Consider the following 13,771-nt stretch of genomic DNA (forward strand, 5'->3'; position numbering starts at 1 on the left):
AAGTCCCAGACCGAGCTGCGCCCTGCCCTAGAATACATCTAACAGAACTGACAGAAGGAAGAAAGGAGCTTTGCTGTGAAAAAAGTGTTGATCATGATAGGGAATATTGCGCTCTATCTCGGGGTCTTTTATGCGCTGCTCTATCTGCTCCGTTCTACTTACAATTACGAAGCGACGCAGAACTTCGCCAAGTTTCTGGATGTTAACCCGGCCATGTTTATGGTCGTTCTGTTCACGCTGATTACACTGGTGTACTTGATTATTTTTCGTATCAAAGGCTGGATCTGGCCCCAAGAGGATAAAAATCTGTTCCGCGCAGCAGGTTTCAGACGGCTTAGTGCCTCGCGCGTCTTGCTGATGATTGCCCTTGGTCTTGCCGGAAGCCTATTCAGCATCGGGCTGATCGTCATTGACGATATTGCGAAACAATTTCCATCCATTCCTGCACTGGTCGACGATCTGATCAGGGGAGATTCCATCTGGTACGTCATTCTCGGCGCCGGTTTGATTGGTCCCGCATTTGAAGAAATATTGTTCAGGGGCCTGATTTTTAGGGAGCTTCGCAGGGTGATGCCGGTATATGCAGCGTTGGTACTGCAAGCAGGGGCTTACGCCTACTTCCAGCCAAGCGCAGCACTTTCGGTCATCAGCATCGGCTCGGGTCTGATTTATGGGGTCTTGTATTTGCGTACCGGGTCGCTGTGGGCACCGATTCTCGTACAGAATACGGCCATGAGCACAATTTTTCTATTTAAATACATCGGATTCTACGAATGGTTTGGCAGGCTGGGCGATATTTGGCTGTATATCATTACAGCGCTCTGTCTTATTGCATTGATAGGAGGCTCCGTCTATGTCTGGCGGACCTCCGGAAATGGCGGCATCGGCGAACAGGCTAACGGCAGCACAAAAGGGGGTCTGACTGTATGAAGGCATGGGGAATGATGCTGGCTCGGGCAGCCGTTGTTATCGGTCTGTATTTTGCATGGTTTTTCACGGCGACGACATTATTTTTCGATTATGTGTACCCCAGAAGCACCTGGTTTGAACAGAACACTGTAACCGTCATTATTTTAAATGATCTGGTGGGTTTACCGCTCATGGTGCTGGCTTGGAGGTTCCTATTCAAAGAGAATTTGTTTAAGGCAGCTAAGTTTCGCGTGATGAGCGGCAAATCGGTGGCGATCGCTTTATGGATCGGACTTGGCGCCGGCCTGTTTACAGTCGCTTTCTCCCGGCTTCCCGCCATTGCATCGGACCAGTATAAGTTCCGCGAATTGTTTGATTACCTGAACCGTGCGGAATGGTACGTATTTCTGATTTTCCTGATTCTCGGAAATATTTACAAGGAGACGTTGTTCCGAGGCATTTTAATGAATACATTCAAACGCGTACTCCCGGTTTGGATCGCTATTGTGATTCAGGGCGTGTTGTACGGAGCGTTGTTTTTCTTCGGAGACATTCCGCTATCGCTATACGGTTTTCTCGGTGCTGTTATTTTTGCGCTGCTGTATGTCTGGTTTAAATCCATCTGGGCACCAATTGCCGCGCAAATTGCTTGTCAAGGCAGTCAGTATCTATTGTGGCATTACGGGCCGAAAACGACAGACATCAGCGTGATGTCCATCGTGATGGCTGTGGCGGCCGCTATGATTACATTGGGCATATTCCTTGCGGTTAAGCATCGCTCTTCAATTTCCACGCGGCCGCCTTCTGAGGCGGTGAAGTCGGCGTGAAGGGACTGCGAATAGCGGGAAATAGCCTCTTATATTTAGTCATTTATGCAGCAATTGTGATGCTTGTTAATCAAGCGCTTTACAACTGGATCAGCGATCCCGGATTGAAGGACTGGATCGGGAGCAATTCCGGCATTGTGTTGATTGTATCCAATATTATCGTGCTGGCGCTCTATCTTCCGCTGCTGCGCTGGCAAAAAATTTCGCTAAGGGACTTGGGATTTTCTCCTGCGCGTGGCGGATCGATGCTGCTTTCTGCAGGAACAGGAGTCTGGCTCGGCTTGTTCATCGCCTCGTTTACCCGTCTTCCATGGATACAAGCTGCTTTTCCGGCCATTTCGGATCTGGTCGCTTTTGTAGCCGGCGGCAGCCTGATTATTTTTGTTCTTGGCAGCTTGCTGCTGGGATCCTTGCTGGAGGAATGGCTGTTTAGAGGTATGCTGTTTCACACGCTGCGTCAGCGTCTTTCGGTTCCGTTGACAGTTCTGCTCCAAGCGGTAATGTTCGGTGCAGTATTTATGAATGTGACGATTGGCGCATTTGCGGCACTGGGCGCGATTATTTACGGTGCCGTTCGTGCCGGCTCCCGTTCGCTTTGGGGCTCGCTTGCGGCCCATGTGTGCAGCACAGGCACCTTGTATATCGTCCAGCAATGGGCAGGCGATTGGCAATCCGGTACGCTCGGATCAATAACGCTGATCAGCGGACTTGGCATCGCGGCTCATGTGTTACTGCTGCTGCGGGGAAGCGGCAAACGGGCGGGAAAACAACAGGTCTTCAGTGATTCTATTACTAGCTAGGGGGGAGACGGCATGTTTCAACTGGATTTGCTAGATACCAAAAAAGAGACCTCAAGGAAGAAGGAGCGGAGCGGGGGCTCTGTCTCCAATGTTTCCCTCAAGGATATTGCGATTATCGGGATATCCGCCAAGCTGCCGCGCGCAGAATCGCACGAAGCCTTCTGGGAGCTTCTACGAAGCGGTCAAGATCTGGTAGCCGGTTTTCCGGATTCCCGCAAGGAGGAATTGAAGCCGTATTTGCGTCGTATGGAGGCGCAATACGGCTCTGTCTCCTTTTTTGACGGGGCGTATATCGAAGATATTTCAGGTTTTGACTATTCTTTTTTCCGGCTTTCGCCCAAGGAAGCCTCGCTAATGAGTCCCGCGCAGCGCCTGTTCTTACAGACAGCCTGGGGAGCGATTGAGAATGCGGGGTATGGCGGAGAGGCGCTGCATGGTTCGCGCACTGGCGTCTTTGTCGGCTATAACGGGGACGCGCTGCATGATTACAAGCGGATCATTGAAGCGCTGGACCCGGACGCCTTATCCATGGCGGCTCCCGGCAATCTTAGTTCCATGATACCGAGCCGGATTTCGTATTTGCTTAATCTGCGCGGACCTGCAATCAGCATCGATACCGCCTGCTCCTCCTCGCTCGTAGCGGTCCATCAGGCATGCCAATCGATCCGCAGCGGCGAATGCGAGACCGCGATAGCTGGCAGCGTCAAAATTAACGTGCTGCCGCTGGATACGGGTATAAGGCTTGGCATTGAGTCAAGTGACAACAGAGCCAGAACGTTCGACGACTCGGCAGACGGAACGGGTATCGGCGACGGCGTGATTGCGCTGCTGCTGAAGCCGCTGGCCCGCGCGCAGGAGGACGGTGACCCTATTTATGCCGTCATCAAAGGCAGTGCAATGAATCAGGACGGCAGCTCGGTCGGCATTACCGCCCCAAACGCCCTCGCACAGGAGGATGTTATTGCGCGCGCCTGGCAGGATGCGGATATTGACCCCGAGACGGTTACGTATATAGAGGCGCACGGTACAGGAACCTCGCTTGGCGATCCCATCGAAATCGACGGGCTTACACGCGCCTTCCGGCGATATACCGATAAACGGGGATTTTGTGCCATCGGCTCGCTGAAGACAAATATCGGTCATCTCGACCATGCCGCCGGTATTGCTGGGCTGCTCAAGGCAGTCCTGTCGCTTGCTCATAAGCAGCTCCCGCCAAGTCTTCATTACCGTTCACCAAACCGCAACATTCCGTTTATAGATTCGCCCGTCTATGTCAATGACGAATTGACGCCGTGGGAGACAGACGGCGAAGCAAGAAGATGCGGAGTGAGCGCGTTCGGCATGAGCGGGACGAATTGCCATGTTGTGCTGGAGGAGGCTCCTGGCAGGAAGCCATCAAGTCTATCGGACAGAGCAGAGCTGTTCTGCTTGTCCGCGCATAGTATGACGGCGCTGGAGCGATTAGTGCTGCAGATGCGGGACTGGACTCAGCAGCATGGCGATGAAAGCAATAGCCTCGCTGACCTTTGCTACACCCTGGCTGTCGGGCGGGGGGCCCATCGGTATCGCCTGGCGATTGCGGTTAATAGCTGGGAAGATCTTGTTCAGACCTTGGATGCCACAGTTGAAAACGGCATTACCAATCTTACCAACCTAACGCCGCCGAGCGTGCGCTTTGGGAAAGTCGAACAGGCTGTGGATGGGAATAAGCAGCCTCTACCAGATGAACGGGAAATGAAAGTGCTGGAATTGGCCCAACGTTACGTGGACGGAGACGAGATCAACTGGCAGGCGATCTATCGGGGACAACGCCGGCAGCGGCTGGCGCTTCCGACTTATCCGTTCGATTCTCACCATTGCTGGGTCGAGGAAGCAAGCTGTGGATCGGTGCTTCATACACCGTTCTCGGTCTGGAGCAGAGATTCGCTCACTGGGGATATTCCAGCGGAACTTCAACAAGAAATGAATGAGACGTTTGCCAGATGGCAAGCTGCGCTGGGACAGATTGAAGGGAAAACGAGTCAGCGGCGCGGTGTTGCATTAACCGGAGAGCGTTCCGGCCTGGAATGGGAGCAGCGTGTCGCAGATGTCTGGGGAGAGCTGCTTGGTTATGACGAATTGCCAGCGTATGCAGACTTTTATGAGCTTGGCGGAGATTCCATTATTGCGCTCAAAATTGTAAATCGTCTTAGCGAGCTCACAGGTGTTCGCGTGCAGGCAGCAGATTTGCTGGGGCATAGTGATCTGCCTTCGTTTACCGCCCTAATCGAGCGGCGGGTTAAGGAGAGCAGCGCAGCAACCGTGCAGAAAACGAACGTCCCGTGCAATGAACAAGGAGTGAACGTTGGGAACGGCGGACATGGCGGGCCGTTGAATGACCAAGCTTCATACTCTTTTTCCACCGAACGGCTGGAGCCGATTCCAAAGGCAGATCTGCAAGAGCACTACCCGGTGACATCCCCGCAGAAACGCATGTATTTGCAGCAGCAAGCAGTACCAGATGATCGCAGCTACAATTTACCTGAATTGCTGTACTTGGACGGGGCTATTGATACAGAGCGGCTGGAGGCTGTCCTGCAAGCCATTATAGAGCGTCATGAGAGTCTCCGCACCACCTTCCATGTCATGGACGGAGAGATCAGGCAGCTTATTCACGACGTTATTCCTTTCCGCCTGCTTACGATAGAAGTCGATGAAGCTGATGCGGACGGCGTACTGCAAAGCTTATTCCAGCCGTTCAGCCTAGATACGGCTCCGCTGCTTCGCGCAGCCTTGCTGACGCTGGGACCAGAGCGCCATGTGCTGTTTCTTGATATGCATCATATTGCATCCGACGGTATGTCTGCGGGCATTCTTTTGTCTGATCTGATGACTTTATATCAGGGCGGTTCCTTGCCGCCCCTGACGCTGCAGCACAAGGATTATGCAGTATGGCAGGAAAGAAAGCCGCTTTCTGAGAACGCCGAACTGTATTGGCGCGAGCAATGCCAAGGGGATTGGCCAACGCTGGAGCTTCCGACTGATGTCAAGCGTCCGCCTGTCAAAAGCAATCACGGCGAAACGTTTGATGTGTACGTCGAGTCCGGATTGGCTACGGCTGTGCGCAGCCTTGCTGCCGAACGCGGCGCGACTCCGTTTATGGTGCTGCTATCGGCGTATTATACGTTCCTCGCGCACTATACCGGAGCTGAAGACATTGCTGTAGGTACGCCGATTGCGGGACGGAACAGACCTGAGCTGGAAGCCATCACAGGCATGTTCACCGGCACGCTGGTACTGCGCGCTTACCCGCGCGCCGACAAGTCATTCAGCGCTTTTTTGTCCGAAGTGAAAGAGATCGCTACAGGGGCTTACGCCCATGCCGATTATCCATTCGAGGAAATTGCACAGTGGATAGACAGAAGGGACGCCAGCCGCAGTCCGCTATTTGACACGATGTTCATCATGCAGAACCTGGGTATTCCAAAAGCTTCGTCAGAAGGATTGTCCTATCGCCACCAGCGCTTTGAGCATGGTACGGCCAAATACGATTTGATGATTCAGGCGGTGGAGAATGGTGAGGAATTGAGGCTTGTCGTTGAATATTGCGCCGATCTGTTTCACCGTGAGACAGCGGAGCGGTTCATACGGCACTATATACAGCTGCTGCGCAGCGTGACCCTCCGCCCCGACACCCGGCTCGGCGAAGCGGAAATGCTGACGGAGGAGGAGCGTCTTCATATGCTGGCACTGGGGAGGCGCGAAGCGGACTTTCCGCCGGCTCGCTGTCTGCATGATTGCTTCAAGGAACAGGCGGCGTCTGTTCCTGACCTGCCAGCCGTATCTTGCGGAGGTGAGTCTCTGACTTACCTTGAGCTGGATCGCCGCACCGATAACCTGGCGGTAACCTTACGCGCCAAAGGTGTGGGACGCGGCAGTGTAGTCGGTATCATGGCAGAGCGCTCCATCCCCATGCTGACTGCTATGCTTGCTGTTATGAAAGCGGGGGGCGCTTATATGCCCGTAGATCCGCATTATCCCGAGGAGCGAATTCGCTATATGCTGGAGGACAGCGGTGCGAAGCTGGTATTCACCGACGGTGCGCGCCCTGATACCGAGGCTATAATGCCGGTTGCCTTGCAGGTGCTAGACATTGGGGATGAAACGCTGTTCTCCGGGGGAGACGAAGCGGCTAACACAATACCGCAAGATGCCGCATATCCGATGTATGTCATTTATACCTCCGGCTCTACAGGTCAACCGAAGGGCGTAATTGTGCCGCATCGCAGCTTTTACAATTTCGGACATTCGCTCCGAACATTTTTCGAAGGGCAATATGGCCTGGGAGACAGATGTCTCAGTCTGACCAATATCTCGTTTGATGTCAGCGTAGCGGAGCTGTTTATGCCGCTAATGTTCGGGGCTTGCACCGTGCTTTATCCGGAGCCGAAATTGCTTGATCCGCGGCGGATGGCTGAGGTGATTACGGAAGAGAGGATTACATTCGCCTATTTGCCGCCGTCTTTGCTGAGAGAGGTTGCGCGGCTATTGGAGCAATCGGCTGCCAAGATTACGCTGGACAAAATGCTCGTTGGAGTGGAGCCGATTAAAGACGATACGCTAGAGCTGTATACGAAGCTTAATCCCAAGATTCAGATTATTAACGGCTATGGCCCGACAGAGGCGACGGTCTGCTCCAATATGTATGCCTATAAGCCAGGCGCTTATCAGGGCGGCTATGTGCCGATTGGCGGACCGATGCACAATGTCGAGATTTTTATATTTGGCTATGGCGCTCAGCTTGCCCCTGTTGGTGCCGCCGGGGAGCTGTACATTGCCGGAAGCGGTCTGGCTGATGGTTATGTGAACAAGCCGGAGATGACAGCCGAACGATTTGTGCCGCATCCATACAGTGAAGGCCGAGTCATGTATCGCACCGGGGATATCGCGAAGTGGCTGCCGGACGGCAACGCCATGTATGTGGACCGGGCCGACCAGCAGGTGAAAATCAGAGGTGTGCGGATTGAAATGAATGAGGTCCGTTCACAATTGATTTCCCTTCCCGAGGTGGAGGATGCGGTAGTGGTTGTCCGCGAGGGGACAACCGGCGACAAGGAGCTGTGCGCCTATGTGGTCGCTTCTGAGAAGCTCCCTTCTCGTGAATGGCGAAGAAAGCTGAAAGACAAGCTGCCAGAGGCGATGATTCCGGCCTATATTGCGTCGATTGACGTGATACCGCTGACACCGAACGGGAAAGTAGACCGGCGCGCGCTGCCGGAGCCGTTATTCGGGCAACGGGAACAGGAAAATACAGAGCTTCCGCGAGACGTGATGGAAGAACGAATCTCCGCCATTTGGGAGGAAGTACTGGGCGAATCGGCTGGAACATTTGGGATTCACGACGACTTCTTCGAGGTTGGCGGTCATTCCTTGAAGGCTGCCGTGCTGGCAGGCAAGCTGCAGCAGGCGACTGGCGCTGCTGTTCCGCTCAGCCTGATATTCGAGCTCACCTCTATTGCGGAAATGGCAGCTTGGCTGAAGGATCGAGATGGTGCTGATGCGGGAGGCGATCCGGGAGTTCATCCCATCCCGAAGGCAAAGCGCCGAGAGTGGTATCCGATGTCTCGCGCCCAGCGCCGCCAATATATGATGCAGATGCTGGCCGGAGAAGCCACGATGTATCATGTGCCGTTCGTGCTCCGCTTGCAGGGCAAACTGGATGCAGTTCGGCTGGAAGATGCCTTTACAGCACTAATCAGCCGTCACGAAAGTTTGCGGACAAGCTTCCATCTGACCAAGGACGAGTTCAGGCAAATGGTTCATCCGCCGTATGAATTCAAGCTGGAGGTTCTGGATCTCTCTTTGTTAGCCGGGGACGAAGAACTGTGGGAACAGCAGGACGTCATCACGGACGCTGCCGGGGTAACAAGGCTGATGAAGATTTTCCAGCGTCCGTTCAAGCTGGATAAGCTGCCGCTATTGCGAGCAGGGCTGCTGCAGTTGAATGAGGAAGATCATCTGCTGCTGCTGGATATTCATCATATTATAACGGATGGTGTTTCCTCCGGTTTGCTGGTCAAAGAGCTTTCGCGTCTGTATGCCGGACAGTCACTGCCGGAGCTTTTCATTCAGTACAGTGATTATGCGGTATGGCAGGAAAGCGAATTTGCAAATGCCGCTAATGGGGAGCATGAGCGTTACTGGATGAATGTCTTCGAAGGTAAGCTTCCTGTTCTGGAGCTGCCTAGTGATCGGCCGCGTCCATCTCTGCCGAGCTATAAAGGCCGCCGCCATTTGTTCCGCCTGGATGCAGTGACCACGGCAGAGGCGCGAAAGCTGGCGCGGGAAGCAAAGATGACGCTATATACAGTGCTGCTGGGTGCATATGCCGCAATGCTTGCGAAATACAGCGGACAGGCTGAGGTCATTGTTGGCACTCCCGCCGCCGGCAGAGAACATGCCGATACACATGGCATGATCGGTATGTTCGTCAATACACTGGCACTGCGGACTGGGCCGGCAAGAGACAAGACGGTACGGGGTTATTTGACGGAGCTGCATAACCATGTCGTTGAGGCGCTTTCGCGCCAGACCTATCCTTTCGAGGATCTGGTCGAAGGACTGAAGGCAGACGGGGACAGAAGCCGAAATCCTTTGTTTGACGTTATGTTTATTTTGCAAAATATGGACCGTGAGGTGATGAAAGCCGGAGATATCGTCTTTGGCGAAATTCCGTTCGAGGCAGGAACGAGCAAGTTCGACCTGACTCTGGAAGCGGTAGAACGGGAGTCAGAGATCGAGCTTCAACTGGAATATGCAACGGATTTGTTTCATGAGGAAACCGCACGCCGCATGGCGGAGAGCTATACCGTACTCTTGCGGGAGATGTGCAAATCGCTGGATCGGACAGTCGGCGAGCTTGAACTGATGAGTGAAAGCGAGCGAGAGCATTTGCTTGCTCTGTTGACCGGAGGCGGCAGAACGGTCCAAGCAGCGAGTAGAGAGGGGAGCAATGGTGGGATGGAAATTCGAGCTGAAGAGGGCATGACGGACCGGCAAGGAAAAGCGCCAGCTTCCATGCAAGTCGCGACAGAATGGACGGGTTTCGTTCAGGAGGTAGAGCGCCAGGCAGCACGCACGCCGGATGCGGTGGCGATTCAATTCGGCTCCGAGATGGTGACGTATGCAGAGCTCAACGAACGTGCGAACCGGCTCGCTCATTCTTTGATCGCTAAAGGTGTGGGGAATGAGCGTATAGTTGCGCTGATGGCGTCCCGCAGCCCGCAGCTGTTAGTCGGCATCTTGGGTGTTCTGAAGGCCGGAGGCGCATATGTCGCCATAGACCCTGCTTACCCGAAAGAGAGAATCGACTGGATGCTTGAGGACTGCGGTGAAGCACTTCTGCTGACGGAAAAAGCATATGCCGGAATCATAACGAGCGCCGCTAGCGAGTGGTATCTGGACGATCCGGAGCTGTATGCAGCGGACAGGGGCAACCCGGAGGTTGTTCATAGGCCAGAGCATTTAGCGTATGTGCTGTATACGTCCGGTTCGACCGGGCGTCCCAAAGGCGTGATGATCGAGCATCGCGGGCTGGCGCACTTCATCAGCGGCTTCCGGAACCGGATCCCGTTTGAGAAGGGTCAGCGTATTCTGGCTATGGCCTCTGTCTCCTTTGATATTTTTGTCGTTGAAAATCTGCTTCCGCTGACGCTGGGTATGGCGATAGTACTTGCGAACGATGAGGAACGGGGAGACGCTGCCTTACTGCAAGGACTGATCCATACGCATAGCGTCGATGTACTTCAAATTACACCGTCGCGCTTCAAGTGGTGGATGAATCAGCTAGGCGAAACGGACGGACTTCAAACCTTGCGCCTATTGATGATCGGGGCGGAGCCGCTGACGGCTGATGTGCTAGGCAGGCTGCGTGCGGCTACCGGCGCCAGATTGTTTAACTTATACGGTCCAACGGAGACGACGGTGTGGACCTCCATCCGAGAGGTGACCGAAGGCGACGACATTACCATTGGTACGCCGATTGAAGGCTCTGTCATGATGGTGCTTGATGAAGAATTGAAGCTGCAGCCCACAGGCGTGACAGGCGAAATCTGCATCGGCGGACCGGGCGTCGGGCGCGGGTATCTCAGCCATCCTGAATGGGATGTCGCTTTTGTGCCGAATCCATATGCGCCAGGAGAACGAATGTATCGGACAGGCGACCTTGGACGCAGGCTTGAAAATGGACAATTTGCTTATGCGGGCCGCCGCGATTTTCAAGTGAAAATCAGAGGGCACCGGATTGAAATCGGCGAAATTGAGCAGCTGCTGCTCCGTCACGAGCAAGTGAGAGAGACGATCGTCACTGCGTTTGAGGAAGAGGACGGAGAATATGCGCTTTGTGCGTATGTCGTCATGCGGATGCAGAACACAGCGGCTGCGAATACGGAGCAGGAAGGCAGTGACGTGTTATCTGGCCAGTTGACCGCACAGCTGCGTGAATTTCTGGGGGACAAGCTGCCTTCTTATATGGTTCCGGCCTTTCTGGTCGTTCTGGATGACATACCGCTTACACCAACGGGTAAAATTGACAGAAGGGCGCTGCCGGCACCGGGACCTGCCGACTTAGGCACACGAGAGCTGGTTCCGCTATCGACAGATACCGAGCGCAAGTTGGCGGAGATTTGGAAGGAACTGCTCGGTACAGATGTTATCAGCGCCAAGGACAGCTTCTTCGAACTTGGCGGCCATTCCCTGAAGGCGGCAGGCATGGTCAGCCGTATTGCGGAACGCTTTGGCGTCCAAATGCCGCTGCGCGATATTTTTATGAATCCTACACTTGAAGGTCTGGCTGCCCATCTGGACAATAGCGACACCATGGAGGCTACGCGTATCCCGAAGCAGCCGGTGCGCGAATATTACCCGATGTCCCGGGCGCAGCGGCGCCAATTTATGATGGGGATGATCTCGGGCGAGGCGAAAATGTACCATGTTCCGTTCGCCGTGCATATGCAAGGCAAGCTTGATGTGGAGCGGCTGGAGGCAGCTTTTCTTGAGATGATCCGGCGTCATGAATCCCTCCGAACAACGTTCCATCACGAGGAGGACGAGTTCCGTCAACGTGTGCATGCGGAGCCGGTATTTACGCTGGAGCGAGGCGCCAGACTGAGAATGGCAGCCAGCAAGATGCTCGCAGAAGGCGGAGAAGGGGGATTGTTCAGCGGCATCAGCTCGCTGATGGAGCGCTTCATCCACCGGTTTGATCTCGGCAGTCTCCCATTATTCCGGGCTGGATTGCTTTCCCTTGGGGAGGAGCGCCATTTGCTGCTGCTGGACTTTCATCATATTATTACCGACGGCGTCTCGGTTAGCGTCCTGCTTCAGGAGCTGACCACGTTATACGGAGGCGGCGAACTGCCGGAGATGGATATCCAGTACAAGGATTACACGGTATGGCAGGAAGAACGAATCGGCAATGAGGTTTATTTGGAGCATGAGCGGTACTGGCTGCAGGCGTTCGAAGGGGAGCTGCCGCTGCTAGAGCTCAAGACGGCCTTGCCAAGACCGGAACTGCAAAGCTTCAAGGGCAGTCTGATCAATTTCAGACTGGATGAGGAGCAGAGTCTGAAGATCAAGGCGTTTGCGCGCGAGCGCGGCACGACCCTTTATACAGTGCTGCTCGGGGCGTATTCCATACTGCTGAGCAAATGGAGCGGTGAAGAGGACATCATAATCGGCACACCGGTAGCGGGCCGCAACCATGTACAACTTGAAGGACTGCTCGGGATGTTCGTCAATACGGTTGCGATTCGCAGCTTCCCTGAATCGTATCGCAGCGTTGGCGATTATTTGTCAGAGCTGCACGAGGACGTGCTGCGAGCACTGGAGCATCAGGACTATCCGTTCGAGGATTTAGTGCAGAAGCTCGGAATTGAACAGGATTATAGCCGTAATCCGTTATTTAATACTATGTTTATTTTGCAAAATATCGATCGTGTTGCTTACCGTTCAGGCGGCACTGAATTCGAACCCAAAGAGTTCGATCCTGGTGTTAGTAAATTCGATTTAACGCTTGAAGCAGTAGAAAGGGATGGCCGGATCGGCTTTACGCTGGAGTATGCGACAAGTCTGTTCCGCGAAGAGACCGCTTGGGAGCTGGCGGATGATTATATGGCCATTCTGCGCGCGCTGATCGACGATGGCGCAAGAAAAAAAATCAGTGCTGTGAGCTTGAACCCACATTCTGAGCTTAGGGAGGCGGCGAACCATGAAGCTGTCAATGAAAAGGAAACCGTTTAACGAGTTTTGGATGAACTGCATGCTGAATCAGGCTTTTTCCATTGCGGTGTCTGAGGAGCCCAGTTACAGAGATGCAGCCTATTTGAACATATACCGTTACTATCCTTGGAATGCTGCAACAGACAAAGATTTTCGCTATCCAACCATTGACACCTTGTATTATTTGGACGATCCGGCCAGATTTCCGTTGTCTCAGGTCATCCGTTACATCGAGCCCGGTCATTTCCGCAATAAGGAGACGGTACTGGAAGAAATCAGAGCCATGCTCGAGGGCGGACGCAGCTTGAGTGTTAATGTTGATTTATTTGACTGGCTGCCGGGAAGTATGGCCTGGAAAAAATTTCACTGGTATCATTATTCGCTGTTTAACGGATACGACAAGGAACGCGGCGTCTTCTACGTCATTGACGATACGCTTGCCGGCTATGAAGAGCATGAGGTGCCAGAGGAGAGGCTGCTCAAGGCATATGGCAATTCAGAATACAATGTGAATCCGAGCTATCTTGGTCCAGCCTTTTACGTATACAACCTGGCGGATAAGATTCCGCCTTACGAGTTGAAGCTGGCTGAAGTGGTGCAAAATGCGGAGCGGCTGGCAGAGGAGCTTAGCGAGTTCTCCATTGAGGGCATGTGGAATGTAGATTCTGATCCGGAGAGAAGGCAAGCTCATTTGACCTATGGTCTTGTTGGCGTCAACATCATTTGCAACCGTCATATTGCGAACCTGTCGCTGCTCCGCTCCATGCGTGAGAAGAACCTGATCGGCGAAGCCTTGCATGAGTCACTGTCGAGTCAGCTTGGCGCAATAAGGGACGGATGGGATCTAGTGAAGGACCGTTTTGTGACAGGGGACTTTGAACGCAGCAGAGAGCTGAACCTGGCGGGTGATTTGTTCGCAAAAGAAAAAGCATTCTGGACCACTCTTGCCGCTGGCGCTTAAAAACAGCTTGGATCAAC

At 53.7% G+C, this 13,771-nt stretch carries 5 protein-coding genes; all 5 read left to right on the forward strand.

Annotated elements, in window-relative coordinates:
• The first annotated feature begins 75 nt into the window (after positions 1-75).
• The 5 genes from IEX98_RS13065 to IEX98_RS13085 are packed head-to-tail and all read left to right on the forward strand — an operon-like array spanning position 76 to position 13,754.
• Positions 76-930 carry a CPBP family intramembrane glutamic endopeptidase gene (locus IEX98_RS13065; protein ID WP_188889626.1) on the forward strand — a complete coding sequence of 285 codons (855 nt, stop codon included), beginning with the start codon at positions 76-78 and terminating at the stop codon, positions 928-930.
• Positions 927-1,736 carry a CPBP family intramembrane glutamic endopeptidase gene (locus IEX98_RS13070; RefSeq protein WP_188889627.1) on the forward strand — a complete coding sequence of 270 codons (810 nt, stop codon included), beginning with the start codon at positions 927-929 and terminating at the stop codon, positions 1,734-1,736. The genes IEX98_RS13065 and IEX98_RS13070 overlap by 4 nt, the downstream gene beginning before the upstream one ends.
• Positions 1,733-2,536 carry a CPBP family intramembrane glutamic endopeptidase gene (locus tag IEX98_RS13075; RefSeq protein ID WP_188889628.1) on the forward strand — a complete coding sequence of 268 codons (804 nt, stop codon included), beginning with the start codon at positions 1,733-1,735 and terminating at the stop codon, positions 2,534-2,536. Before IEX98_RS13070 ends, IEX98_RS13075 begins: the two co-directional genes overlap by 4 nt.
• A 12-nt stretch (positions 2,537-2,548) precedes the next feature.
• Positions 2,549-12,814 (forward strand): non-ribosomal peptide synthetase, encoded by a 10,266-nt coding sequence (locus IEX98_RS13080; protein WP_188889629.1) that lies wholly within the window; start codon positions 2,549-2,551, stop codon positions 12,812-12,814.
• Positions 12,783-13,754, forward strand: a complete 972-nt coding sequence (locus tag IEX98_RS13085; protein ID WP_188889630.1) for a hypothetical protein — start codon at positions 12,783-12,785, stop codon at positions 13,752-13,754. The genes IEX98_RS13080 and IEX98_RS13085 overlap by 32 nt, the downstream gene beginning before the upstream one ends.
• Positions 13,755-13,771: the final 17 nt, after the last annotated feature.

This window comes from Paenibacillus radicis (ex Gao et al. 2016), from assembly GCF_014641555.1.
Taxonomy (GTDB): domain Bacteria; phylum Bacillota; class Bacilli; order Paenibacillales; family Paenibacillaceae; genus Pristimantibacillus; species Pristimantibacillus radicis.

Coding starts and splice junctions, on each gene's coding strand:
- IEX98_RS13085 (WP_188889630.1), top strand. CDS start 12,783: ATGAAGCTGTCAATGAAAAGGAAACCGTTTAACGAGTTTTGGATGAAC.
- IEX98_RS13080 (WP_188889629.1), top strand. CDS start 2,549: ATGTTTCAACTGGATTTGCTAGATACCAAAAAAGAGACCTCAAGGAAG.
- IEX98_RS13070 (WP_188889627.1), top strand. CDS start 927: ATGAAGGCATGGGGAATGATGCTGGCTCGGGCAGCCGTTGTTATCGGT.